Below are 26,041 nucleotides of genomic sequence, written 5' to 3' on the forward strand. Positions count from 1 at the left end.
TTACACCGATCGCCTCCGGCTGATACACACTCGAACGGTGTTCACCAGGATCAGGGGCCAGGGTCAGCGGAAGCCGGAATAGCCAGGGCGAGCTGGTCCGGGATCGGAGCCGAGCGCAGGCCAGATGGTCCGGTTTCGGACGCCGGACCGGGGTGCGGCCACCTCGGGACTCACACCGACAACGAGGGGATGCTTTGAGTGAGAAGCTCATTGGAGGAAAGTTTGCCTTGGGGACGTGACAATGGACTAAAGTCTCCATGACAGTGCTGTCATGAGGGTAGTTTCTGCGAAAACTCTTCACTCCCTGAGAATTCCGTGACAGCCTAGCGACCTCCTCCTCAGGGCCATTTTCGTGAAGACTCGGTCGAATCTGGGAGGAGGTTTTTAGGTCTGATCGTAAGATCAATCCGTTCAGCGCATGATGAGACTGAGACCAATTCCGGACGGCGTCCGACGCCCTGCATCGCCGTCGACAGGGGGTAACACCGTGCCCACCCCTTCCTGGGTCAGGACGACCCTGGCCCTAGCCTTACTCTGCCAGGGCTTGGGTGGGGCGACGGCCAGCCCCTCTCCCGAATCCACGAGACAGCATTGGTCGTTTCAGCCGTTGAAACGACCGGCGAGACCGTCCGTGGTTCGAAAGGATTGGCCTCGCACGGATCTGGATCCGTTTATCCTGGCCCGATTGGAACAGGCAGGCAGCGCTCCCCTCGCCGCGGCGGACAAGCAAACTCTGATCCGACGCGCCACCTTTGATCTGCTCGGCCTACCTCCGACGACCGAGGAAGTGCGGAGCTTTCTTGCCGATGACTCACCCGAGGCGTTCGCCAAGGTCATCGACCGCCTGCTCGACTCCCCTCACTACGGTGAACACTGGGGCCGCCACTGGCTCGATGTGGTCCGCTACGCCGACACCGCCGGGGAAACAGCTGACTATCCCGTGCCGGTCGCCTGGCGCTATCGAAACTATGTGATACAGGCCTTCAACACCGATAAGCCATATGATGAATTCCTGAGGGAGCAGATCGCCGGCGATATCCTCGGGCAGCAGGGTCCTCGAGAACGCTACCGCGAACGCATCACCGCCACGGGTTACCTGGCGATCTCCCGTCGTTTTGGCTTCGACTCCGAGAACTACCATCACCTCACCATCCAGGATACCATCGACAACCTGGGCCAGACCGCGCTCGGGCTGACCCTGGGATGCGCCCGCTGCCATGATCACAAATATGATCCTGTGTCCATGGCGGACTACTACGGGCTCTACGGGATTTTTGATAGCAGTCGCTATGCTTTTCCTGGATCGGAACAGAAGCAGCGCTACCGCGCCATGGCCCCGCTGATGCCGCCCGAGGAAGCGCAAGCGAGCTGGACCAAATTCGATGAGCGAGTCGCCGGCCTCCTGCGCAAGCTCGAACGAAACAAACAACCCGGAGCGCCCGGGGTTCTGCGTTCGCTGGCGGACATGGATGGAGACTTCGAAATGCAGGCGATCGCCGCCGGCGGCAGCCGCGGAGTCCTGGTCGCACCTTGGGTTTATGAAGGGGCTATTTCTGTCACCCGCGAAGCCCAAAGCCCTCTGGGAAACCTGTATCCGCTGGGCAAAGCCGGGGTTTCCCTCCCGTCCGGAACGAACCACTACGCGTTTGGCCAGTCCATTTACCCGAGCCGGACTCATGAACAAGGCGGGCGACTGCACTTCAACTTGGACTTCCGCGCCGCCACCCCCGATTCCAAGCTACCTGGACGCCACCGTATCTGGCTCGGATCGCGCACCGTGCGGCCCAGCACCACTTCAGCCGCGCATGGCGAGGCCCACCCCGACCACGCCTCCACTTCACCAGTAAGCCCTGACTCACCCGCCTTCGAGCTGTTCATCTCCTCAACGGCGCTCGCCCTTCGCAGCACCGAGCCTCGCCAACCTTCCCCCCTCCGCGTCGAACCCGCCGCCTGGCACAACCTCCAACTCACCCTCGATCTGGGAGGTCGAACGGTGTCGGGCCGTTTGTGCAGCGGCACCAACGAGGTTCCCATCCCAAGCCAGCCCTTCCTGACCGCCTGGAACGGCTCGCTCAACTTCATCGAGATCAACAGTGAATCGGCGACCACTCCCGCCACCCCTCCACTCGACGTCGACAACATCGGAATCCGTGAAACACCCATCCCTTCGATCGTGGAGGCGAAGTCGGCCACCACGGGAGCCGGCGAGCCGACAGTCGCCGGTTTGGAAGCTGAGATTGTTCGGCGGAGCGGCATGGATGGAGGCTTCGAATTTCAGTCGCCGGACACGCCCCCCGCCCGCCCCTGGCACCCGGGACCCAAAAGCCTGGTCAAAATCACCAAGGCCGCCCAGAGCCCCTACACGCACCTGTTCCCCGCCGGTAAGCTCGGGTTGCATCTGCCCGGCGGCGAGGCCTACAACGGCTTCGGCCAGACCCTGACGAACACCTGGAAAGCGAGCACCACCGATCGTGTGCGGGTAGCCTTCGATTTCCGAACCCATTCACCGGTCGCCGCCGAGGGCACTTGGAGAATGTATGTCGGTCATGGGGCCGGTCCCGGCCCGGCCTTGGAGCTCTTCTTCAACGACCGACAGTTCTATCCGCGGAATGGAGATTCACGCACCGCCTTGCGCCCGCTCACCACCAACACTTGGTATCACGTGCAGGTGGAGCTTCAGCTCGCCTCCAAAACCTACCGCGGGTGGATTGGCACCCCTTCCGACCGAACCGAATTTCAGGGATCGCTGGCGACGGGATGGGATGGTGTGCTGGACTACACCTTCATCGATAGCTATGGACACATCGGTGGGAACAAGCCGGCGGTGGAGGTGGACAACTATGTGATCCGGGAGGAGCCACTTCCGGGATGGGACGCCTCGGCCGTCGCCCAGCTCGCGCACGCCGACGAGCGGGACACGATCCAACAACTCAAGCGCCGTCTGGAAGCGCTCAACCTCGATCTCGAAAACGCCCGTAAGGAGCTCAATGCGGCGCTCGCAGAAGGCCCAGGCGAGATGACCTATGCGGTGGTCGAGGCCACCCCACGCAACGCGCGCATCCACCTCCGCGGCGAACAGGACAAGCTCGGAGCGGAAGTCCCGCGCGGATTCCTAAAGGTTCTCGGGGGCGATGTGATTCCCGAGCAGGCGAACGGAAGCGGCCGTCTCGAACTGGCCGGCTGGGTCACGCGTCCCACAAACCCGCTCACCCCACGGGTAATGGCCAATCGCATCTGGCAATACCACTTCGGCCGCGGACTGGTCAGCACGCCCAATGACTTCGGACTGCGCGGACAGCCCCCGACCCACCCCGAGCTGCTGGACTACTTGGCGATGCGGTTCTTGGATTCCGGCTGGTCGATCAAGGCAATGCACCGGCTCATTATGAACTCCGCTACTTACCAACAGCGCGCTGCGGTCGGGCCCAACGAGCTGTATGCCGGCTACACACGGCAGCGGTTGTCGGCCGAATCCCTGCGCGATAGTATTCTAAAGGCGAGCGGTGAACTGGACGAAACGCCGGGAGAAGGCCATCCGTTTCCCACCCCGATCGGATGGGGCTTCAGCCAGCACGGTCCTTTCAGCGGAACCTATGATCATAACCGGCGCAGCATCTATCTCATGACGCAGCGGATCAAGCGACACCCCTTCCTGGCGCTCTTCGACGGTGCGGACCCGAATGGGACCACCCCCACGCGGAGTATTTCAACGGTGCCCACCCAGGCGCTGTATTTCATGAACGACCCGTTCGTGCACGACAAGGCCCGCAAGCTGGCCGAGCGGCTTCAGAAATCCAGCACCGCCCAGGCGGAACAAGTGAAGCTGGCCTTCCAATGGACTTTGGGACGCCCACCCGCAGCGGAAGAAGGTGCCGATGCGGCTGAATTCCTGGAGGCTTATCGAACCGAACTGCGGCTGCAGTCCGAGGCCGAAGCCCAGACCACCGCCCTGGCTGCCTTCGCCCGCACCTTGTTTGCGAGCAACGAATTCCTGCACATCGACTAATCCGCCCCGCCTATGAACTCCAGAACCCCCTTTGATCTTTCTCGCCGGGCTTTCCTCCGCTCACTGGCGGGCGGATCGGCGCTGCTCCCGGGCGTGGTCTCGCAGCTCATGGCCGAGGGCAGTCCGGAGGTGGCGGACGATCCCCTCGCCCCCCGGCGCCCCCATTTCGCCGCCAAAGCAAAGCGAGTGATTTTCCTCTACATGAGCGGAGGCGTCTCCCACATCGACTCTTGGGACCATCGGCCGAAGCTGTTCGCCGATGCCGGCAAAACCGTCTCGGTCAATGAATTCCAGGGACGCAAGGGCGACTTCAGCATGTTTCTCAAACGCCCCCAGTGGGAGTTCTCACCCCATGGACAATGCGGCACCGAAGTGAGCAGCCTCTTCCCCCACATGGCGGGAGTGGTCGATGACCTGTGTGTGATCCGCTCGCTCAAGTCGGATCACACCAACCACTACGAGGCCACACTGGGGATCCATACCGGCTCGTTTACCTTCGCCCGCCCCAGCATCGGAGCCTGGGCCAGTTACGGTCTCGGAACCGAGAATCGCAACCTGCCATCGTTCGTCGTCATCGCTCCCAAAAGCCCCTATGCCGGCAGCCAGGTTTGGGGCTCCGACTTCCTGCCCGGCGCTCACCAGGGAACCTTGGTAAACCCCGGTCCCGAGCCGGTGGCAAACATCCGCCGACGAGTGGGCACCTCGCGACTCCAAGAGCTGGAGCTGGGGTTCATGGCCAAGCTGAATCGACGCCACATCGCTTCGCGACCGGAAGACGCTCTGCTCTCCGCTCGCATCAAATCCTTCGAGACGGCCTTCGGCATGCAGGCCGAAATGCCCGAGGTCTTCGACCTTTCGCGCGAGAGCGACGCCACGCTCAAGCTCTACGGCCTCACCCGGGGCAGCACCCAGGGGTTTGGGTGGCAATGCCTGGTCGCGCGACGCCTCGCGGAACGCGGGGTGAGATTCGTGGAGCTGATTGACGTCGGATCCTCCGACAACTGGGATGCCCATGGCGATATGATGACGCACACGCCGCTCGCCAAGAACGTCGACCAACCCATCGCCGGACTCATTCGCGACCTCAAATCTCGCGGCATGCTCGAGGACACACTCGTGGTGTGGACCACCGAATTCGGGCGCACCCCATTTAATAGCGGTAAGGATGCCCGTGGACGAGAGCACCATCACTGGGTTTTCTCCTCCTGGCTGGCAGGCGCAGGTGTCAAACCGGGCACCGTCTACGGCGAATCGGACGACTACGGCATCAACGTCGGCCGGAACGCCGTTCACGTCCACGATTTTCATGCCACCATCCTCCATCTCATGGGCCTCAACCACGAACGACTGACCTACCGCTACAGCGGCCGGGATTTCCGCCTGACCGATGTCGCCGGAGAGGTGGTCCACGACATCCTGGCCTGACCGTCTCAACACCAAACCGGCCAAGCCTCTCCCTCAGCTCCACTCACCATGCCCCCCCCCAAAGCGGTCTCCCTCGCCTCGCTGCGCCAGTTTTGCGCTCGCGCCTTTCAAAACCTGGGCCTGTCCGCCGACGATGCCGCCATCGGCGCAGAAGTGCTCGCCACTACGGATGCTTGGGGAGTCTATACTCACGGATCCAAGTGCCTTGCCGGATACCTGCGCCGACTCAAAGCCGGCGGCCTGAAACCGCAAGGGCGCCCTCGGACCGTGGCTGAGGGGGGCGCCTGGGCCACCGTGGACGGAGACTCCTCCCTGGGCTTGGTCACTTCGGTCTATGCCATGCAAACCGCAATCGCCAAGGCGAAGCAGCAAGGCATCGCCTACGTTGGGGTGCGCAACAGCTGCCACTTCGGGGCGGCTGGATACTACGCCTGGCTGGCGGCCCGCGAAGGCCTCATCGGCCTCTCCATGGCCAACGATATCCCGTCGGTCGCCGCTCCCGGATCCCGCCGAGCCATCACGGGCAGCAACCCCATTTCCTACGCCATCCCCGCCGGGAGGTACCCGCCCATGTTTCTCGATATGTCGACCGCCACTGTGGCCGGAGGCAAGGTCTACGCCGCGCGCGGCCGCGGGGAACGCATCCCGGATACCTGGCTGCTCGACGCGGAGGGCCGTCCCACTTCCGATCCTTCTATCTATCCGGAATCGGCGACCCTGCAGCCCGCCGCCGGCCACAAAGGCTATGGCATCGCCCTGCTGATCGAGTGCCTGTCCGGGATCCTAACCGGCGCCGAATTCACGTGGCGCGTGGGAAGCTGGATGTGGGACGATGGCACCAAGCCCACTCATCATGGCGCGGCCTTCGTCGTTATCGACACCCAGGCGATGATGCCTCCGGCTGCTTTTGCCCGACGGATGGAAGCGCTGGTGGATGAGATCCATCAAGCGCCCAAAGCGGATGGTATTCCCCGGCTCTATGTTCCCGGCGAGATGGAGTGGGAACGACACGCCGCCGCGATGAAACAGGGCATCCCCCTCCCCGAGGATGTCCTCGTCAGCCTGGAGAAAGCGGCGACTCTCGGCGGCTTGAAACTGGATAGCCTGTGGGCTTAGGGAGGATCACTTTATTCCAAATCATTACCCATGAAAATCATTCGCTACCAAGACCCTCACGGACACATCGGCTATGCTTCCCTGAATGCCGATTCTACTGCTCACCAGATCAAAGGCGACCTGTTTGGCGCCTACGAGGTCACTCAGGAGCGCGCTCAGGTTTCAAAACTCCTCGCCCCCCTGGTGCCCGTCAACGTGCTCTGCATCGGACTCAATTACCGCAAGCACGCTGAAGAGGGCGGCAAACCGCTCGGGGAGCATCCCGTGCTCTTCATGAAATCCACCAGCACGTTGCAGAATCCAGGCGACCCCATCATCCTGCCTCGCGCGCTCTCCAGTCAGGAGGTCGACTACGAGTGCGAACTGGCGGTGGTCATCGGAAAACGCTGCAAGAACGTGAAGCGCGAACAGGCCCTCGACTATGTCCTGGGTTATACCTGTGCCAACGACGTCAGCGCTCGCGACTGGCAGATCAAATGGGGCGGCAGCCAATGGTGCCGCGGCAAGACCTTCGACACCTTTCTCCCCCTCGGCCCCTCGCTGGTGTTGAAGGACGAGATTCCCGATCCCTCCCAACTCAAGATTCGAACTGTCCTGAACGGCCAGGTGATGCAGGACTGGCATTGCGACGACATGATCTTCGATGTGCCCACGCTCATCGCCTTCCTCAGCGGCAGCACCACGCTGCTGCCAGGGACGGTCATCATCACCGGGACGCCCCACGGCGTGGGTTTTGCGCGCAAGCCACCGGTGTTCCTCAAGCCCGGCGACAACGTCACCATCGAGATCGATCGCATCGGCGCGCTCATCAACCCGGTCATCGCCGAGACGATTTAAGCCTGGGGAAGCGCTTGAACCCTACACGCCGAGCTGACTGGCCGGCCGCACCCGAAACCTCGGGGCGGCCGCGCTAGTTCTCACCCACCCCCATGCGCGCCATCGGCTTCGATCTAGGATCGTCGTTCATCAAAGGCGCCATCCTGGATCTCGAGCAGCTCAGCCTGAGCCACACGATCCGGCTGCCCTTCCCGGACCCCATCGACCTCGCCAACCCGGCGTTCCGCGAGTTCGATCCCAGGCAGATCCTCCAAGCCACCCGTCACCTACTCGAGCAACTGCTCGCACTGGCGCCCGATGCCGAGTGCGTTCTCATGTCGAGTCAGCTTCACGGATTGGTCCTGACCAACGCTCGCGGCCAAGCCCTCGGCAACGCGATCAGCTGGCAGGATCAGCGCGCTCTGCTGCCGCTGGGCGACGGAGTAGGGACCTACTTCGACGAAATCAACCGTCGGCTGGATCCCGAAGATCGACGACGAACTGGCAACGAGGTCCGGCCCGGTGTCCCACTCTGCTTTCTCTTCTGGCTCGCGCAACACCATGCCTTGCCGGCGGAGCCAGCAATCCCCTGCTCCTTGGCACACTTCGTGGCGGCCAGCCTCTGCGGTGAGATTCCGAAATCCGAGCTCACTCACGCCTTCGCCCACGGTGCGCTCGATGTGGAAACCGGAACCTGGCACCAGGAGACCATCCGCAAATTAGGGCTGGAGTCGCTGCAGTGGCCCAACCTGGTACCGCAAGAGTCGGTGATCGGCCGCTGGAACGCCGGCTCCAAGCACCTTCCCTGGTTTGCACCCACCGGGGACTACCACTGCTCTCAAGTCGGCGCTCTCCTGGAGGAGGAGGAGCTGTCGGTGAACATCTCCACCGGATCAGCCGTCATCCAGTTGGCCCAAGGCTGCGAGTTCGGTGACTTTCAAACCCGGCCCTGGTTCGACGGCCGGTTTCTCAAAACGATCACTCATATCCCGGGCGGACGAGCGCTGACCGCGCTCGTCAACCTGCTCGGCGAGCTGCCCGCCGCCCATGGGCTCAGCCTGCCGGATCCGTGGGACTACATCCTGAGGGAGGCAGCACTCGTGCAGTCAACCATCCTGCGAATGAGCCCGGCATTCTACTTCGGTGCCATGGGACACGAGGGAAGCCTCAGCCACATACGCGAGGAAGAACTTCGAATCGGCCCGCTGTTCCATGCCGCCTTTGCCGGGATGGCTGAAAATTACGAGGTGTGTGCCAGCCGAATCGCTCCTCGCCGAGATTGGAGCCGCGTCGTTTTCTCGGGGGGCGTCGGACTGAAGATCGCGCTGCTACGAACAATGATCTGCCAGCGCCTCGGAGCGGCTCACCGCTTGGCAGCGTCCGATGAGGATGTGCTCTTCGGCCTTCTGGCACTCGGCCTCCGCTATACCGGCCGAGCGCCTTCGGTCCTGGCCGCGATGCAACAGCTGAGGAGCGCGTCGGCCGCTCCCTAAATCGGGCATTCCGAACTTTAGGGGACGCTCGTCACGCCAGAGCCTCGGCGACGGCGGAACGTCAGTCCTCGAGGCCGCCTATTACTCTGGACGCCAAAACGATCTTCGAACGTTTGTCGAAGCCTTCTCACGGCGGCTCCTAAAAGGCTCCAAAGGAAGGCCGAGACAACCTCCAGGAAAGAGTTTTGCCCACGGAACACACAGAACACACGGAGTCGGAGGTAATTCAGCAGAACAGTAACTTCAGTCGGCTCGGCCACTCGCCCCGCCCCCGCGGTCGGGGTTGCGGTCTCCCCTCCGATCCGTGAGGTCCGCGTGGTCCGTGGGCATAACGTCCCCGCTCCCAAGGCTTCCGCACCTCACAACAGCCGTGCCATCGCGACGGCGGTGTTTGCTGCTAGAGCGGTCGAACCAGATCGACAAAACCCTCTCCGGCAGCCCAATCGCGCTGCGCCTCCCACAGCGGAATCATGTCCTGAGGCCGAAAGCTCGTGGCATACATCCGGTACAGAGAATCCACAATCCATCGCGCCTCCGCTTTCGCGATCCGACACTCTTTCTCCTGTCCGACGCGTCGGATGATCAGAGCGAAGGGGAGCGGCCGCGCGCAACCGTCGGCCTGAATGACCGAAGGGGGCCTGAAATCGGGTTGCCGATAAGGGATCACCGCGGGATCTATTTTGAGGAACCCCGCCTTCTCATAGGAACGAAGCCGGATCTGTCGCGCTTCCACCCGTTCGTCGGGATGTTCCATTTCAGCCACCAGCGTGATGGGCGAAGCTGGGGAGAGCCCGGCCGCAAATAACCCGGCACGCGCTGTCTGGATGGGAGCGGCTCTTAGCCAGGCGGCCAGGCCAGTCCGACGCCACTCGGGATGAACCCAAACGTGAGACAGGTGCACCAAACAGCGGGCGTCGCCCAAATCAGAGGTGATGACCGCCACCTGGTCGCGCACGGCAATGGAACGACCGCCGCGCCGCACCAACACCATCTCGTAGCGGAGCCATCGACCCTCCGCCGGGTGCACTGGCTGCCAGCGCAATCGTTCCAGAATCACCGTCCGATCTTCCATCTCATGAAGGGCCCCAAATTCATCCCACAGCAACTGGTAGGCCTCGTCGAAATCAGGATGATCAGGAGCACCGATGCGAACCAGGGTCAGTTCCCGGGGATCTAAGGGCTGCTTGAGCCGATCTCCGGGGGCAAGGTCTTCCGGCAGAAAAGCAAGGTTAGGCATGATCAGAACGGGCAGGTCGGGCACGGCGGTTTTCCGATTGAATGAGCTTTCTCACCTCGAGCAGATCATCTTTCAACACGTAGCCAAACACACCCAACTGCCGCGCGCTGTTCCTCACCTCCGGCTCGTCACAGTTGGTCACCATAATCACTTTCGCCGCCGGGCATTCTTGTCGAATAATGCCCGCCAAAGGCAGTCCTCCCCTGGGACGCAAATTAACTTCCAGAAGCACCCAGTCCGGCTGATGCTCTCGCACCGCGCGAAGAGTAGCCTCACTTCCGCGCGCCTCCAGGAACTCACTCTCCAAATCCGACAAAGTCGAACGCAGCATCAGGCGCATGCGATCGTTCGCATCGGCAATCAGCACCCGGCTTTTCTTCGGTTCTTGTTTCATAGGCGGGAATCCACAGACCCCACACCTGTTACGTTAGCACGAGAGCCTTTCTTTCAAAAATGCGCTGTTCTCCGGGAAGAAAATCAAAGCGCTCGAGTCAAATAACCACACAACACTTTGAAAGTAAATGGTTTATGATTAATTATACGAACAGCATTGAAGGTTCGACGTCCTCTCCATGAACTCTTTCCTCTCCGCGCTCTCCGCGCCTCCGCTAGAAAAGATCCCTCCCCCGACTCGGAAGGACCGCCGGAATCTCTCGCGGAGGCGCGGAGAGCGCGGAGGAGCACTAAATCAGTGAGAACCCACGGATCGTGCAGATCAGCCCGAGTCCGCCTGTCGGTGGTTGCTGCTAGTGGTGCTGCCTCAGCACGACATCGCCTGTCTTGATGTGAACGCAGCAGGTCAGTCGGAACTTCTCCGGATCCTTGTTCCATTGGTCCAGCACGTCCAACTCCTCCGGCGTAGGCTCCTCGAGATTTTCCAGGCCACTAACCACTTCGATGACACAGGTGCCGCACGAGCAATTGAAGCAACCTGCCTCCATCTCGATGCCGGCCTTCTCTCCCGCTTCCAATAGAAGCTCCCCCGGCTCAACCTCGGCGGATACTCCGGTGGGCAAAATGGTGACTTTTGGCATAGACGAAATCGACCGATACCGTCTCCTGAGACCGCAGCTTCTGCAAGTCAACACTTGCCAAAACGCAGGGGCAGGCGGGAAACTGTCCCGTGGATCAGGGACGTTGAGCCCTGGTTCCTAACTCCGTGTGAGCCAACAACTATCCGCACCCAATGAAGAGAAGCGGCTGAACGCGCTGAAGCGTTACTCGATTCTCGACACCCTGCCCGAGCTCGCGTTCGACGAACTGAGCCGGCTGGCCATGCATACCGCGGGTGCCCCCATCGCGGCCATCTCCTTCATCGATGATCGCCGGGTTTGGTTCAAGTCGCGACAGAACTTCTCCCCGGTCGAACTGCCCAGGGAAGATTCCTTTGCCAACATCACCATCCAGCAAACGGAGGTGCTACGCGTTCCGGATACGGTCCGCGACCCCCGCTTCCGCCACCTGAAGTTGGTGCTGGAGGAACCCCACATCCGCGCCTACTACGGGGTTCCGCTGCTGACCATGGATGGGATGGCGATCGGGACCCTGGAGATCAAGTTTCTGGAGCCTATCACGCTGCCGGATTCCACCCTGGAAACCCTCAAAATCGTGGCGCGGCAGGTGATGACCCAGCTCGAGCTACGCCGCCACCTGGTGCAGCTCTCCCGCATCTTTGAGGATCAGCGCCGGGCGGAGGACGCCTTGCGAACGTCCGAGGCTTTTTTCCAAGCCCTGGTTGAGAGCCTGCCCCAACGAATCATCCGCAAGGACCTTCAAGGCCGGTTCACCTTCGCCAGCCGAAACTTCTGCACCGAGCTCAACCGCAGCCTCGAGGAGATCCGAGGCAAAACCGACGCCGATTTCTTCCCTCCCGAACTGGCCCGCAAATACCATGCGGACGACGAGCGGGTCATCGCTGCCCGCCAACCCTTCGAGGCCGTTGAAGAACATCTCCGCCCCGACGGCAGCAAGGGGTTTGTTCAAGTCGTCAAAACACCGCTGATCGACGCCCGCGGCCAGGTGGTCGGGGTGCAGGGGATTTTCTGGGATGTCACCGAGCAACGTCGCACCGAGCAGCAGCTGGCTCATGAACGCGATCTGCTTCGAGCACTGCTCGACCACATCCCCGACCGAATTTTCTTCAAGGACGTCCAATCGCGCTTCATCCGCTGCAGCGCATCCATGTTCAGCAGCCTGGGATTCAACCGTCCGGAGGAAGTGATCGGAAAAACGGATTTCAACTACTACCCCGCGAACCTTGCCCAAGGCTACTTTGAGGAGGAGCAGCGCATCATCGCCACCGGCGAGCCTCTCATCAACAAGGTCCAGCAGCACGGCGATGCCCAGGGCCAGGAGGTTTGGTCGGCCGTCACCAAAGTCCCGATCTACAACCACCGCGGCAACATCACGGGCATCATCGGTTTGTCGCGGGACATCACCCAGCTCAAAAAGACCGAGCAGGCTCTGCGGCAAACCGAGGAAAACTACCGGAACATCGTCGAGAACTCCGTCGAAGGTATTTTCCAAACCACCCTGGATGGCCATTACCTCAGCGCCAACCGCTCTCTGGCGGCCATCTACGGTTACGACTCCAAGGAGGAGCTGATCTCGGCCATGACCGACATTCAGCACCAGCTCTATGTCGATCCTAACCGACGTGAGGAATTCAGGCGGCTCATGCGGGAAAAAGGCGGGGTCACCGGGTTCGAATCCGAAATCTACAAGAAGAACGGGAATGTGATCTGGATCTCGGAAAGCGCTCGCAGCGTGACTGACGTTCGCGGCAACTTCCTCTACTACGAGGGCAGCGTCGAGGACATCACCGCGCGGAAGCTCGCCGAGAAGGCCCGTGAGGGAGCCCGTGAAGCCGCGCTCGAATCGGCGCGCGTGAAGGCGCAGTTCCTGGCCAACATGAGCCACGAGTTTCGCACGCCGCTCAACGCGATCATCGGCAACGCCAGCATGCTCCTGGCCGGCCGGCTCTCCGAGGACCAGCGGGAGCTGCTCGAACCCATCTTCGACAGTGCCGAGGCGTTAAACCGCCTGATCAATGACATCCTGGACTTCTCCAAAATCGAAGCCGGCAAGCTCACCCTGGAGCAGACCGAGTTCGATCTGGTCGAAACCATCGAAGGGACGGCCGAAATGCTGGCCCAGGCCGCCCGCAACCAAAAGAACGAACTGGTCTGCCAGATTGCCGCCTCGGTCCCGCGAACGGTGACCGGCGATCCGGTCCGCATCCGGCAGGTGCTCATGAACCTGCTCAGCAATGCCGTCAAGTTTACCCGGAACGGCGAGGTCAACATCCAGGTCGCCATGGAACAGCAGACCGGAACCAAGGCCCGGCTCCGGTTCGAGGTCCGCGACACCGGGATTGGCATCTCCGAAAAGGCTCGCCCCATCATCTTCCAGGCCTTCACGCAGGCGGATGGGTCCACCACGCGAAAGTTCGGTGGAACCGGCCTCGGACTCACCATTTCCAAGCAGATCGTCGAATTGATGGACGGCCACATCGGATTTGAAAGCGAAGTCGGAAAGGGATCGACGTTCTGGTTCGATATCACGCTCACAGTTCCCGAGGGAGCCGGGAGCGGGCCGACCCAGTCCAACCTGGAAACGCTGGCCGGCAAGCGCCTCGTCGCCATCGATGACCACGAGGGAACCCTACGAGTGCTCCACGCCTATGCGACCGAGCTCGGCTTGGACGTTGCTACGTTTACCAGCGCCACGCTCGCTCTGGCCGAGCTCGAAAAAGCCGCCCAAGGCGGGAATGCTCCCCAACTCGTGCTGCTGGATCTCGAGATGCCGGAGATGGACGGCTTGTCCCTGATCCAGGCGCTTCACACCAAACCAGGCACCGACAACATCCGTCTGGTGGTCATGACGCCCCTGGGCTGCCGACTCGACCCAGCCGTGATGTACTCGCATCGGGTCAGCCTCTGCCTCGTTAAACCGGTCAAACGGACTCGTCTGGCGGACGCCCTCAGAAGCGCCCTCACTCAGCCCCTGACACCTCCAGAAACCTCCGAGGTCGCACTGCCCGCACCCCAGGCCAAGCTCGCGGATCATGTCTCTGTCTCGCCAGGCCTCGTCCCGCCCTCGCCACTTCGTATCCTCCTCGCCGAGGACAATCCGGTGAATCAGCAGGTGGCGGCCCGCATGCTAAAGTCCCTGGGTTACGCCGCCGACATCGCCGCCAATGGACATGAGGTGCTCACTGCGTTGGAACAAAAGCCCTATGACATTGTCCTCCTCGATTGTCAGATGCCCGAGATGGACGGTTATGAAGCGGCCCGACAGATCACCCAGCTCCGGCAGCAAGGGGATCCGCGGTTGAAGTCTGATCCGCTGCTGATCGCCGTCACTGCCAACGCGATGACCGGAGACCGGGAGCGCTGCCTGAGCGCTGGCATGCACGACTATTTGAGCAAGCCGCTGAAGTTGGATGCGCTCGGCGGGTTGCTCGCGCGCGTTCAGCATCAGCTGGGCACGTCGCTGGGATCGGGATTGCCCGCCGCCGAGGAACAGGTCGCGCTCCCCGGGGAGGAGCGTATGGATCTGTCGGTCATCGAGGGCCTTCGCACCCTGCGAGAGCCCGACCAGCCGGACCCCCTAAGACAGCTCGTCGATCTCTTTCTCCGCGACAGCCACGCACGAATTCAGGCGCTCCAAGAATCCTTGCAGTCCGACGACGCCCACAAAGCCACCGCCGCCGCCCACGCCCTGAAAGGGAGCGCCAGCAACCTGGGGGCACGCCGTCTCGCAGCGCTGTGCAACTCCATTGAAAAACATACTAAAGCAGGTGAGTTATCTGCCGCTAAACCACTGCTGGAACCTCTGAAAGAGGAGTTCCTTCAGGTGCAGGACTTTCTGCACATGGAAGTGAGTCGTTAGCGTTTCAGATCAACACATTTGCGACATGTCTGTGCCTCAACGAGCCGAAAACCGGCCACGACGAGTTCTTTTGGTCGAGGATGAACCGGAGTGGCTTAGTATCATTCAGGGTGCTGTGCGGGATTCCCAAATCACCCTGGATCTGGCCAAAACGGGGGAGGAAGCCGTCCAACTGCTCAGCCGAGAGCCCTACGAGATGGTCATCCTGGATCTCGGGCTGCCCGACATCGACGGCTTTGAGCTGCTGCGAAGGATCCGCGTGCTGCTGCCCACGCCCCAAACTCCCATTCTCATCCTGAGCGCCCGCAAGGATCTGGCCGACAAGCTGCGCGGGTTTGAACTCGGCGTCTGCGACTTTCTCACCAAGCCAATCGATCTCTCCGAGCTCAACGCACGCATCCAGGCCATCCTCCGTGGTAAGAAACGGGTGGATGTTTTGATGGACCTGAATCGTCGGCTCGAAGCCGCCCGCGAAGAGGCGGAGGCAGCCGCCCGAGCCAAGTCGGACTTCCTGGCCAACATGAGCCACGAGATTCGCACGCCCATGAATGGCGTCATCGCGATGACTGAGATCCTGCTCCAGACCCCGCTCAACGCCGAGCAAAGGGACTGTCTGGACACCATCCGCAGCAGTGGTGAGACCTTGCTGGCCATCCTCAACGACATTCTCAACCTTTCCAAGATCGAGTCCGGCAAGCTTGAGCTGGAACGGCAGCCTTTCAGCCTCCAGCAGTGCATCGAAGAAGCCCTCGACTTGCTTGCAGCCCAAGCCTCGAGAAAACGCCTCGACCTCAACTACATCATCGAGGAACACGGATTGCCGCATATGCGGGGAGATTCGTTGCGCCTCCGCCAGGTGATTACCAATCTGGTCGGGAATGCGATCAAGTTCACGGAAAAGGGCGAGGTCAGCGTCGAAGTCTTCGCCAGTCGAACCGCCCAAGGCAGCGGCAACTGGGATCTCCACTTTCAAGTGCGCGACACCGGAACCGGCATTCCCAAGGACAAGCTAGGCCTCCTCTTCCAAAACTTTACCCAAACCGACACGTCGATCAGCCGAAGGTTCGGCGGAACCGGCTTGGGACTCGCGATCTGCAAGGGGTTGGTGGAGCTCATGGGCGGGCAAATCTGGGCCGAAAGCGTGGAAGGCTCAGGCTCCACGTTTCATTTCAAGGTCTGCCTTCCCGAGGCGCAGGTTGCGGCGCCGACGCCCAAGCCACCTCCCGAGATCCTCATCGGCAAACGATTGCTGGTCGTGGACGACAACGAGACGAACCGCCGCATCCTCAGCCTGCTGGGCGGCCGATGGGGAATGCAGACGGTGCTAGCCTCGCGCCCCAGCGAAGCCCTCACGCTTCTGAAAAGCAATCAACCCTTCGACATTGCCCTATTCGACATGCTCATGCCGGAAATGGATGGCATGCGCCTCGCCGCCGAGGTCCGTAAGATGCCCTCCCGACGCGCCATGCCCATCGTGCTGCTTACCTCCATCGGCCCGCGCGACGAACTGCTGCAGGGGGCGAATGAAGTCTTTGATGCCTGCCTGACGAAGCCGGTCAAACCGCTGCAGCTCGAAGAGGCCCTGCTTCGAGTTTGCGCGCCGGCCACCACGGCGCCTCGCCCCGCATCCGTCGTCAGCTCCCCCGCCGTCCCATCGATGGACACCCAGCTTGCCAAAAGGTTCCCCTTCAAAATTCTGGTCGCCGACGACAACCCGATCAATCTCAAGGTCGCCTGCCGCCTGCTGTCCCAGATGGGCTACAAGACCGAGGTGGCCAACAATGGCGAAGAGGCCCTGCAGGCGGTCGGACAGCAAGCGTTCGACCTGGTGTTCATGGACCTGCAAATGCCCCAACTCGATGGGCTGGAAGCCACTCGCCGCATCCGCCAACGCCAGACGGCAACGCCCAGGGATTCGCGTTACGATCGAAAGATTATCATCATCGCCATGACGGCCAATGCCATGCCCGGGGATCGCGAGAAATGTCTCGGCGCCGGCATGGACGAGTACATTCCCAAGCCCATTCAACCCGCTAAGATCCAGACCCTCATCGAACTCTTCGGAAAGCAATTGTTCGTCGATGGGCTTCCGATCTCGACGCCAGGGGCCGAGCAATCCCAGACGACGATAACGGCGGCGCCCGATCGATTGTCCTCGCCGACCACCCCAGCAGGGTCCGGTGCGGCCCCCCTTCCGCGCAACGCCCCCGGCCTGGCACCATCAGCCTCGCTCGTCCCACCGGTGAACATGGACCGCTTGATGGACTTTGCAGCGGGCGACCTCACTCAACTGGACGAATTGATTGAGGTCTACGTCACCCAAACCACTTCAAATTTGGAGAAGCTGCGCCTGATGCTGGAATCGAATGAAGTGGAGCAGTCGATCCGGATTTCCCACTCCGCCGCCGGGGCCAGCGCAACCTGCGGGATGGACGCCATGAGCGCCCCGTTTAAGCAAATAGAACAGCTCCTCAACAGCGGAAACCTCCACGCGGCGCGGCAGGTCTCCGAGCTGCTGCCGGTGGAATTCGGAAGGACCAAAATCTACCTCGCGGAGCAACGACGAAAGCTCGCTGCTTGATTCAATCTCTTAGCGTATGAAGAAGCGGATTCTCATCATCGAAGACGATCAGATCGTAGCGACGGTCTATCGGAACCTGCTCAACAACCGAGGTTACCAGGCGGAGGTGGCGGTCGATGGGCCGAGCGGGCTGGCGGCGGTTCAAAGTTTTAAACCGGATGCAATCCTGCTGGACATCATGCTGCCACACACGAGTGGCGTGGAGCTGCTCCAAAGGATCCGCTCGGACAGCTCTCTGGCGGGGGTGCCCGTGCTCGTGTTCACCAACGCCTATATTCCCAACATGGTGGAGGTGGCGCGTAACTCCGGCGCCAACTTCGTCTTTAGCAAGTCCACTCTCACCTCGCGCCAGCTGCTCGAAGCCCTGGCCGCGAGCGTTCCCGGAGCGCCCGCACCGCTGGCCACGGCCTTTGTCCGCCGGGGTGATTCCGCGGCCAGCGCAACGACCGGGAGCTTGTCCAGCCCCACACTTTCCACGCCGGTTGCAGCGAACACCGCGCCGCGGAACGAAGGCAACATCGTTCCAATGGGGAATCCGTCTTGGGAAGGCTTCAGTTCACCGCTCCCCGCGCCGGAAGCCGGATCTTCCGCAGCGACGGAAATAATCTACCGAGACCGAAGCCGATCGAATCGCCCCTCAACTCCGTCCACCGCACAGATCCATAAACAGTCGGAAGCCCCGGCGCCGGATATCGCACGCCTGAAACAGGACTTTCTGCAAACGGTCGACAAATCCATCACTCAGCTGCGCTACAACCTCTCCGAGCTCGCTAAGGCAGCGAACGAAGCCAGTCAATCGGGGATGCTCGAGGAGCTTCATCGGCAGGTGAGAGGTATCGGGGCCAATGCAGGGTTTGCCGGCTTTCAGCCCGCGGCCGACTTAAGCGCTGCGTTCGAGGTGCTCCTCCGAGAACTCTCCGAAAAACCGAAGAACTACAACGCATCCATTCAGAGGACGACGGCGGACACGGTCGATGTTCTCACGGAGCTCCTTGTGCACCGCATCGAGGACAACTTGCTCGAAGATCCCCCACCCGCCATCCTCGTGGTCGATGATGAGATGCTCTCGCGACGAGCCGTAACATTTGCCTTGGAGAAGGGACATCTTCGCGCGACCGATACCGCAGACCCTCAGGAAGCGCTCAAGCTGGCCACCTCTCAACCCTACGACTTGATCTTTCTCGACGTGCAGATGCCTGGGCTCAACGGGTTTGACCTCTGCACTCAGATCCGCGCCCAGCTGGTCAACCAGAAGACTCCCGTGATCTTCGTGACCAGCATGACCGATTTCAAAAGCCGAGTCCGCTCCACGCTCAGCGGTGGCACGGATCTGATCGCCAAGCCGTTCATGTTTTTTGAACTAACGGTCAAGGCCATGTCCACCCTCCTGCGCAACCGCGCCGCCGTTCTCTCATCCAAGAAGCTCAAGCAAGCGGCCTAGCCAAGGGGGCGCCACGGGCCGTCACGGCGGTAGGGCGGGACTTGATCGAGGATCGATCCGATTGAGCTTATAGTTCTGATCTCGCTCGAGCCCACTCCTGCCCCAGGCTCAGGATAACAAGAGGGCAACTCCGCGAGGGCCACCAGACGACCATCACCCCATCAGCCCTCCTCGACCCAGCCCCTTCCCCTTTGGACCACCTGGCGCCCATCAAGGCTCGAGCGGAAATCAGAACTATAAACCTCGTGGGACCGCTTCGCCCCCTCCGCAACAGGCTTTCCATTCTGATGCGAACTGTTAGGGTCATCTCGACATGAGCCAGGCTCGACCGTTGCGCATCATCCAGATTTTCAACCGTTACCTCCTTCCCGGCGGGGAGGAGAAATCCGTGGGACGGATCGGCGAAGATCTCGTCTCCGGAGGACATCGGGTGATTCGGTTCTGGCGAGCCTCCGAAGAATGGAAAAAGCCAGGCGCTCCGCCCCGATGGAAACAGCCGTTCCTCCTCTGGAACAATTCAGCCGTGCTGGATGAGTTACAGGCCCTGCACGAAAAGGAATCCGCTGACCTGTGGTTGCTTCACAACGTGATCCCCGTCGTTTCGATGGGAGTCTACCGACGCGCCCTGGAACTCAAGGTGCCCATCGTCCAGTGGCTGCACAATTATCGCCCCATCAGTGTCGGGGGGGCTCTTTACGCCGGAACCCAGAAGTTGGCGCCAGACGATCCTTGGAAAGCCGTGAAGGAGTCGATCGCCGGCAGTTGGAATGGCCGCCTGATGACCAGCTGGCTGGCCGCCTCCTACGCGCTGGCGCGCCGCCGCGGCGACTTTGACTCCGTCAAGGCTTGGGTGGCGGTGAGCGACGAGATGCGAGGTATCTTCGCCCAGGCGGGCTGGTTCCCTGAGCGCCTCCACAGCGTCCGACACTCATGGCACCTAACGACGTCGTCAACCAGCAATCAAGATGAGGGACACTTTCTATTCCTCGGCCGCATGGTGGAGCCCAAAGGCGTGCGCTTCATCGTGGACCTCTGGCGCCACCCAGCGTTACAGAACATCACCCTGGTGATGGCCGGCCAGGGCCCCCTTGCGGACGAGCTTCGCAGTCAATCGCCGCCCAACGTTCGCTGGGTCGGCCAGATCGAAGGCGCTCAGAAACAGGAACTCATCTCAACCTGCCGGGCCATCGTGTTTCCGTGCCTCTGGGCGGAGCCCTTGAGCACGGTTGCCTACGAAGCCTATGAACGGGGAAAGACGATTCTCGCCAGCGACATGGGGGGCATGAAGGAAATCATCTTGGATGGGAAAACCGGGCGTCTCCTCCCCCCAGGCAACGCCCCCGCCTGGCTCAAGGCCCTGACCACCCTGACCCCCGCGGAGTCTCAACGACTCGGCCAGGCAGGCCGAACCTGGCTCGAGCAGAATGTCACGCCGGAAGTCTGGAACCGGGACTTCCTCCGCATCACGAGCCAACTTTGACACCCCAAAATCCATCCTTTCCTTTTCAACCCGCTGATTTCCCTCTAGCTTCCCACGCACAAGATCAATATGAAAAGTTCTCTACGCTCCCTACTGAAGTGGTCCATCTACCTCGCTCTCTGTCCCGGACTGGTCGGACTGCTGGACGCCGCCCCCAAAAAGCTCCTCGTGGTCACGGTCACCACCGGTTTCCGTCACAGCTCCATCCCCACAGCGGAAAAGGTGCTCACCCAACTCGCGAAGGACACCGGCATGTTCACTGTGGATTTCGTCCAACAGCCTCCGAATGAGCCTCAGGCTCCGAGAAAGCCGTCGCTGCCCAAGAACCCAAAGGCTGAAGACCTGGGAAAGCATAAAGAAGCCGAGGCCGCGTTCCCCGCCAAACAGAAGGAATACGAGGCGAAACTCCAGGCGTTCCGGGAGGCGCAGACGGAGGCGCTTAAAAAGCTGTCTCGCAAATCGCTCCGAAAATACCACGCGGTGGTCTTCGTCAACACTACCGGCGATCTGCCCCTCCCCGACAACCAGGCTCTGATCGACTGGATCCACTCCGGAAAAGGGTTCATCGGAATGCACTCGGCCTCCGACACGTTCCACGGATTCCGCCCGTTCGTCGACATGCTGGGCGGGGAATTCCTCACCCATGGCGCTCAGGCGACCGTGGACTGTCTCAATCAGGATCCAAAACACCCGGCCTGCCGTCACCTGGGACCGTCCTGGACGGTCCACGATGAGATTTACATCATGAAAAGCTTCGAACGAGCCCGGGTCTCCGGCGTGCTCGGATTGGACAAGCACCCCAACGACAAGAAGCCGGGAGACTACCCGATTGCCTGGAGCCGAAATTTCGGGAAAGGCCGCATTTTCTACACCTCGCTCGGACATCGCGAGGACGTGTGGGAGAATCCCATCTATCAGAAACACATCCTAGGCGGCATCGAATGGGCGCTCAAGCTCTCGAACCATAAGGTCACCCACGCTCCCTGAGGCCGGCTAAAACCGGTTCATGCCGCGACTGTTTGGAGCCCAAGCCGCCTATGAAAATCCACAAGGCCGTCATCACTGCCGCCGGTAAGAGCCAGCGCACGCTGCCCTTGCAGACGCTGGTGGATCGCGATGGCGGGTCCAAGACCGCCCTTAAGATCCTCATCGAGGAGATTCTTCACGCCGGAGCGGAGGAGATCTGCATCGTGATCCATCCGGGCGATGAGGCGGCCTATGCGGCGGCGGCGGGGGAACACGGCAAACGTCTCGTGTTCGTTCCCCAGGATCGTCCGCTGGGCTACGGCCATGCGGTGCATTGCGCGCACCAGTTCACGGGACGTGAACCGTTCTTGCTCCTGGTGGCCGATCACCTTTGCGTCAGCGGGCAGAACCGCCGGTGCGCGGAGCAACTGGTCGAGGTCGCCCAGAGCGAGAACTGCGCCGTGTCCGCAGTGCAGGCCACCCACGAAAGCAAGCTGCCCTACTATGGGGCCGTCGGAGGGCGGCTGCTGGCGGGACGCACGGGTCTGTTCGAAATCTCCCAGGTTCTCGAGAAGCCAACGCCGACCAAGGCAGAACAGGAACTCATCGTTCCGGGCCTGCGGGCAGGCCACTACCTGTGTTTCTTCGGAATGCACATTCTCACCGCCAGTGTCATGGATTTGCTCGGAGCGGGCATCAGCACCCTCGAGCCAGGCAGACCACTGACCCTGAGCCCGTCCCTCGCCAAACTGGCCCGACAGGAGCGCTACCTGGCGTGCGAACTTCAAGGACGCCGGTATGACATCGGAGCCAAGTACGGGCTGCTTACCGCCCAACTCGCCTTGGCCCTCGCCGGCAACGATCGGGACGAAGTCCTCAGCGGGCTCGTTGAACTCCTGGCTCAACGAAAAACCTGACGCTCTCCGAGCCGCTTCATGCACCACCTGATCGACCTCATCATCTCCCCGGAGGCCTCCGTGCGGAACCAATCCCTGGACGGCTGGTGCGCGCGATGGTCTCTGGCCGAACTGCTCGAAGAAACCAGGTCGCTGGACCAATTCCGACGTCGCTCGGAAAATCTATACGAACGTGTTCGGGCGCTGGCGTTCCTGTACGCCATCCACCGTTTCCACCTCCCGGCCAAGCTCCCCCCCCACTCCGGACACCAGTCAGCCGGACCGGGCGCCAGCACCGGATGGATCCCCTTCGCCGGCTATGATCAGCTGCTGCAAAGGCGCTTCGAGGAGGCCATCGACACCTTCCTTCGGGCCCAGGAGAAACTGGGACCCAATGATCCTATCTTCAGTGCCCTCGCCGTGGCGTATCAACGCCTGACGTTCCAAACCCTGGCTGACCAGGTCCGTCGCAGCGTTCGTAATGTGCGGGGTAATCAATGGATGTTCCGCATGGGTCATCCCGCCGACCAGCCGCTCCGCATCCGCCCCGAGCTGCTGCAACGGGACGCCGACGGCGCATTCCCGATCCTGCGTGAGCTAACCCCGGTGCGCATGGACCTGACCCACAGCGCGTGGAGCGACATCTTTTTCCTTGGGATGGATTTTCCCGAGGGAGCCAAGGTCTTGAATGTGTCCGTCGACCTGGGGGTCCACGGCCGCGACGCCTCCGCCCGCCCCCCGGTCAGCGCCTGGCTGCGCGTGATCGAGGAGCCGGTGCTGCGCCTCACCTCCGTCGATCTCCGGTCGTCGGCCGATATCTCCGCGCTGTCTGAAGTCTTCGACTTCGCCAAGGACTATTTGGGTTTGCTCAAGGCGGCAGTGATCGCGTCGGGCATCGTGCCGCCTGGGGTCGAGGGAAGCGGCCAGAGCTTGCAGGACTTGCTGGGCCATTTGCTCGGCCCTGGACGGGGCTTGGAAATCGTCTCGAATGTCAACGACATCCCGAAGGGCTCGCGGCTCGCGGTTTCGACCAACCTGCTTGGATCCCTGGTCTCGGTGTGCATGCGCGCCACCGGGCAGGCGACCTCCCTCACCGGCCCGCTCGAGGAGTCGGAACGCCGCCTCGTGCTCGCCCGCGCCCTGCTCGGCGAATGGTTGGGAGGGTCGGGCGGTGGGTGGCAGGATAGTGGCGGGGTTTGGCCCGGCATGAAACTGATTGAAGGAGTCGCGGCGGAACCAGGCGACCCTGAGTTCGGCGTCAGCCGGGGACGGCTTATGCCGCAACACCGCATCCTCACCCAGGAGGAGTGTTCACCCGAAACCCGCCGACGACTGGAAGAGTCGCTCGTGTTGGTGCACGGGGGGATGGCACAAAATGTTGGACCGATCCTCGAGATGGTGACCGAAAAATACCTGCTTCGCTCGGAAGCGGAATGGCGCGGTCGACTCGATGCCCTCGGGGTGCTGGATGAGGTGCTCTCCGCTCTGAAGCGAGGTGACATTGCCGCGCTGGGAGCCGCCACCACGCGAAACTTCCGAGAGCCCATCCAAACGATCATCCCGTGGGCATCCACCTATTACACTGAACTTCTCATCGAGCGAACGCAGGAGGCCTTCGGCGCGGACTTTCTCGGTTTCTGGATGCTGGGCGGCATGAGTGGCGGCGGAATGGGATTCATTTTCAAGCCGGGCCGCAAAGCCGAGGCGCAGGAGCGTCTCCAGGAGATCATGACACGGACGAAGCGGGAACTGCACCATGCCCTCCCCTTCGCAATGGAACCTGTCGTGTATGATTTTGCTGTCAACGAGGCCGGAACTACCGCCGCCTTGCTGCAGGGTTCCGATGCCTTGATGCCGGCGGGATACTACACTCTGGTCGTGCCTCCGCTGCTTCGCCAGGATCGGCAATCCCTGTCGCCCGCTCGACGCAGCGAGCTCGATCGACTGGGTTCGGCGGCGCGCCGCAGCCCCGAGTTAAGCGGACTGGTGAAGACGCTCTTCGATGTGCTGCTGCCGCGCGGCAAGGCGGAAACCCACCAGGGCGGGTCATTGGCGGACCTGCTCTCGGAGCATGGATTCGATCGCACCCAGCACGAGCAAATCCGTCAGGACCTTCGCGAGGGGAGGATCGGCCTGGCACAAAACCGTTTGCGCGCCGATGCCGTCATCGAGGATCTGGCGGATGACGATCTTGTCCATTTTACCAGCGCCGCCCCCGCGTCAGAAAAGGCGGAACAGGCTGAACTCGCCTCGCTGGGAGAGCAAACCTTGCGACAGGGCGAGGTTGCTGTCCTGACGCTCGCAGCCGGCGCTGGAAGCCGCTGGACGCAGGGTGCGGGAGTGTGCAAAGCCCTGCACCCCTTCTGCAAGCTGTCGGGACGTCACCGCACCTTCATCGAAACTCACCTCGCCAAGAGCCGCAAAGTCAGCCGCCAATTTGGAACCCCGATTCCACATCTGTTCAGCACGAGCTATCTCACGCATGAGCCGATCGCGGAATATCTCCAACGCGAGAAAAACTACGGCTATGCCGGCCCAGTTCACCTGTCGCCGGGGCGAGCGGTTGGCTGGCGGTTGATTCCTACCGAACGCGATCTGCGCTTCGCCTGGGAAGAGATGCCTCAGCAGCGGCTGGACGAGCAGCAGCAGAAGGTCCGCGACAGCCTGCGCGCGGCCCTCATTCAGTGGGCGCGGAGCAACGGGGAAGCGACCGAATACACGGACAACCTCCCGCTGCAATGCATGCATCCAGTGGGACATTGGTATGAGGTGGCGAACCTGTTTCGCAATGGCTTGCTTGTCCGCCTGCTGCGGGAACGGCCGCAGCTCAAATACTTACTGCTGCACAACGTGGATACGCTCGGTGCTCAGTTAGATCCTCTGCTGCTGGGACATCATATCCGATCAGGTCACTGCCTCAGTTTCGAGGTGATCTCACGTCGTATCGACGACCGTGGGGGTGGCCTCGCCAAGGTGAACGGGCGAGTGCGATTGGTGGAAGGCCTCGCCATGCCGCGCGAGGAAGAGGAGTTCAAGCTGTCCTACTACAACAGCATGACCACATGGATTTCCTTGGATGGGCTACTGAAGGTGTTTGGGCTCAGTCGGGAGGATCTGGAGGACGACGCCAAGGTCACGGCGGCGATCCGAAGCCTGGCCGCCAAGATGCCCACCTACATGACCCTGAAGGAAGTGAAGAAACGATGGGGGCATGGGCAGGAAGACGTGTTTCCCGTCATGCAGTTTGAGAAGCTATGGGGTGACTTCACGGCTCTGCCGGAAGTCAGCTGTGGTTTCATGCACGTCCCGCGCGTGCGCGGCCAGCAACTGAAGGATCAAGCTCAGCTCGATGGCTGGCTCCGCGACGGATCCGCCCGCTACCTCGAAACGCTGCTGGAGTGGCGCTAGCAGCAAACGCCGCGGGCGTTTGCTGCTAGAAGGCACTGCGTGCAGGAAGATAGACGACTCTTGATTTGGAGAGGACTCACCCCACTCCACATCGTCACGGCGGTAGGGCGAGATTTGACCGCGAAGCGGTCCGACGAGGTTTATATAGCGATTGCCAAAAAAGATTTCCGAAATAGTTGAAAATAAAACTGGTACTTTTTGCCGGGTTATGGTTGAACCTGAGTGTTGCGCGCGCTCGAGGTACATCCGAATGCTGAGAACGCCACCCTAGAAGAACTAGCGG

15 protein-coding genes are annotated in these 26,041 nt (G+C 61.5%); 12 read left to right on the forward strand and 3 right to left on the reverse strand.

Annotated features, from left to right (window positions below; genetic code table 11):
• Positions 1-418 precede the first annotated feature (418 nt).
• The 5 genes from JNN07_23585 to JNN07_23605 all read left to right on the forward strand — a co-directional run bounded on the left by JNN07_23585 (position 419) and on the right by JNN07_23605 (position 8,856).
• Entirely contained in the window at positions 419-4,006 is a 3,588-nt protein-coding gene (locus tag JNN07_23585) for a DUF1553 domain-containing protein (protein ID MBL9170735.1), read from the forward strand.
• A gap of 12 nt (positions 4,007-4,018) precedes the next feature.
• A complete protein-coding gene (locus JNN07_23590; protein ID MBL9170736.1) occupies positions 4,019-5,431 on the forward strand; it encodes a DUF1501 domain-containing protein in 1,413 nt (470 codons plus the stop codon).
• A gap of 48 nt (positions 5,432-5,479) precedes the next feature.
• Positions 5,480-6,547 carry an Ldh family oxidoreductase gene (locus JNN07_23595; GenBank protein MBL9170737.1) on the forward strand — a complete coding sequence of 356 codons (1,068 nt, stop codon included), beginning with the start codon at positions 5,480-5,482 and terminating at the stop codon, positions 6,545-6,547.
• 30 nt (positions 6,548-6,577) lie between these two features.
• A complete protein-coding gene (locus JNN07_23600) occupies positions 6,578-7,384 on the forward strand; it encodes a fumarylacetoacetate hydrolase family protein (protein ID MBL9170738.1) in 807 nt (268 codons plus the stop codon).
• Positions 7,385-7,476: 92 nt separating this feature from the next.
• Positions 7,477-8,856, forward strand: coding sequence for a hypothetical protein (locus JNN07_23605; protein ID MBL9170739.1), 1,380 nt, complete (start codon positions 7,477-7,479; stop codon positions 8,854-8,856).
• 397 nt (positions 8,857-9,253) lie between these two features.
• Here JNN07_23605 and JNN07_23610 read toward each other — a convergent pair whose 3' ends face one another.
• From JNN07_23610 to JNN07_23620, 3 genes are all read right to left on the reverse strand, one after another.
• Positions 9,254-10,093, reverse strand: coding sequence for a hypothetical protein (locus JNN07_23610; protein ID MBL9170740.1), 840 nt, complete (start codon positions 10,091-10,093; stop codon positions 9,254-9,256).
• The gene (locus JNN07_23615; GenBank protein ID MBL9170741.1) at positions 10,086-10,487 is read right to left on the reverse strand and encodes a response regulator transcription factor; all 402 of its coding nucleotides are present in this window, start codon (positions 10,485-10,487) and stop codon (positions 10,086-10,088) included. Before JNN07_23615 ends, JNN07_23610 begins: the two co-directional genes overlap by 8 nt.
• Positions 10,488-10,839: 352 nt before the next feature.
• Entirely contained in the window at positions 10,840-11,127 is a 288-nt protein-coding gene (locus tag JNN07_23620) for a (2Fe-2S)-binding protein (protein ID MBL9170742.1), read from the reverse strand.
• Between the two features lie 127 nt (positions 11,128-11,254).
• Here JNN07_23620 and JNN07_23625 point away from each other — a divergent pair, with 127 nt between their 5' ends.
• The 7 genes from JNN07_23625 (at position 11,255) to JNN07_23655 (ending at position 25,758) form a co-directional block, all read left to right on the forward strand.
• Entirely contained in the window at positions 11,255-14,986 is a 3,732-nt protein-coding gene (locus JNN07_23625; GenBank protein MBL9170743.1) for a PAS domain S-box protein, read from the forward strand.
• Between the two features lie 25 nt (positions 14,987-15,011).
• Positions 15,012-17,567 (forward strand): response regulator, encoded by a 2,556-nt coding sequence (locus tag JNN07_23630; GenBank protein MBL9170744.1) that lies wholly within the window; start codon positions 15,012-15,014, stop codon positions 17,565-17,567.
• Between the two features lie 16 nt (positions 17,568-17,583).
• Positions 17,584-19,008 (forward strand): response regulator, encoded by a 1,425-nt coding sequence (locus tag JNN07_23635; protein MBL9170745.1) that lies wholly within the window; start codon positions 17,584-17,586, stop codon positions 19,006-19,008.
• Between the two features lie 313 nt (positions 19,009-19,321).
• A complete protein-coding gene (locus tag JNN07_23640) occupies positions 19,322-20,488 on the forward strand; it encodes a glycosyltransferase family 4 protein (GenBank protein ID MBL9170746.1) in 1,167 nt (388 codons plus the stop codon).
• 69 nt (positions 20,489-20,557) lie between these two features.
• Positions 20,558-21,475 carry a ThuA domain-containing protein gene (locus JNN07_23645; GenBank protein ID MBL9170747.1) on the forward strand — a complete coding sequence of 306 codons (918 nt, stop codon included), beginning with the start codon at positions 20,558-20,560 and terminating at the stop codon, positions 21,473-21,475.
• 50 nt (positions 21,476-21,525) lie between these two features.
• Positions 21,526-22,371, forward strand: a complete 846-nt coding sequence (locus JNN07_23650) for an NTP transferase domain-containing protein (GenBank protein ID MBL9170748.1) — start codon at positions 21,526-21,528, stop codon at positions 22,369-22,371.
• Between the two features lie 18 nt (positions 22,372-22,389).
• Positions 22,390-25,758: a UTP--glucose-1-phosphate uridylyltransferase gene (locus tag JNN07_23655; protein MBL9170749.1), complete on the forward strand. Its 3,369-nt coding sequence runs from the start codon at positions 22,390-22,392 to the stop codon at positions 25,756-25,758.
• Positions 25,759-26,041: the final 283 nt, after the last annotated feature.

The organism is Verrucomicrobiales bacterium, assembly GCA_016793885.1.
Taxonomy (GTDB): Bacteria; Verrucomicrobiota; Verrucomicrobiia; order Limisphaerales; family UBA11320; genus UBA11320.

Coding starts and splice junctions, on each gene's coding strand:
- JNN07_23615 (MBL9170741.1), bottom strand. CDS start 10,487: ATGAAACAAGAACCGAAGAAAAGCCGGGTGCTGATTGCCGATGCGAAC.
- JNN07_23585 (MBL9170735.1), top strand. CDS start 419: ATGATGAGACTGAGACCAATTCCGGACGGCGTCCGACGCCCTGCATCG.
- JNN07_23645 (MBL9170747.1), top strand. CDS start 20,558: ATGAAAAGTTCTCTACGCTCCCTACTGAAGTGGTCCATCTACCTCGCT.
- JNN07_23600 (MBL9170738.1), top strand. CDS start 6,578: ATGAAAATCATTCGCTACCAAGACCCTCACGGACACATCGGCTATGCT.
- JNN07_23590 (MBL9170736.1), top strand. CDS start 4,019: ATGAACTCCAGAACCCCCTTTGATCTTTCTCGCCGGGCTTTCCTCCGC.
- JNN07_23635 (MBL9170745.1), top strand. CDS start 17,584: ATGAAGAAGCGGATTCTCATCATCGAAGACGATCAGATCGTAGCGACG.
- JNN07_23620 (MBL9170742.1), bottom strand. CDS start 11,127: ATGCCAAAAGTCACCATTTTGCCCACCGGAGTATCCGCCGAGGTTGAG.
- JNN07_23595 (MBL9170737.1), top strand. CDS start 5,480: ATGCCCCCCCCCAAAGCGGTCTCCCTCGCCTCGCTGCGCCAGTTTTGC.
- JNN07_23605 (MBL9170739.1), top strand. CDS start 7,477: ATGCGCGCCATCGGCTTCGATCTAGGATCGTCGTTCATCAAAGGCGCC.
- JNN07_23610 (MBL9170740.1), bottom strand. CDS start 10,093: ATGCCTAACCTTGCTTTTCTGCCGGAAGACCTTGCCCCCGGAGATCGG.
- JNN07_23655 (MBL9170749.1), top strand. CDS start 22,390: ATGCACCACCTGATCGACCTCATCATCTCCCCGGAGGCCTCCGTGCGG.
- JNN07_23630 (MBL9170744.1), top strand. CDS start 15,012: ATGTCTGTGCCTCAACGAGCCGAAAACCGGCCACGACGAGTTCTTTTG.
- JNN07_23640 (MBL9170746.1), top strand. CDS start 19,322: ATGAGCCAGGCTCGACCGTTGCGCATCATCCAGATTTTCAACCGTTAC.
- JNN07_23650 (MBL9170748.1), top strand. CDS start 21,526: ATGAAAATCCACAAGGCCGTCATCACTGCCGCCGGTAAGAGCCAGCGC.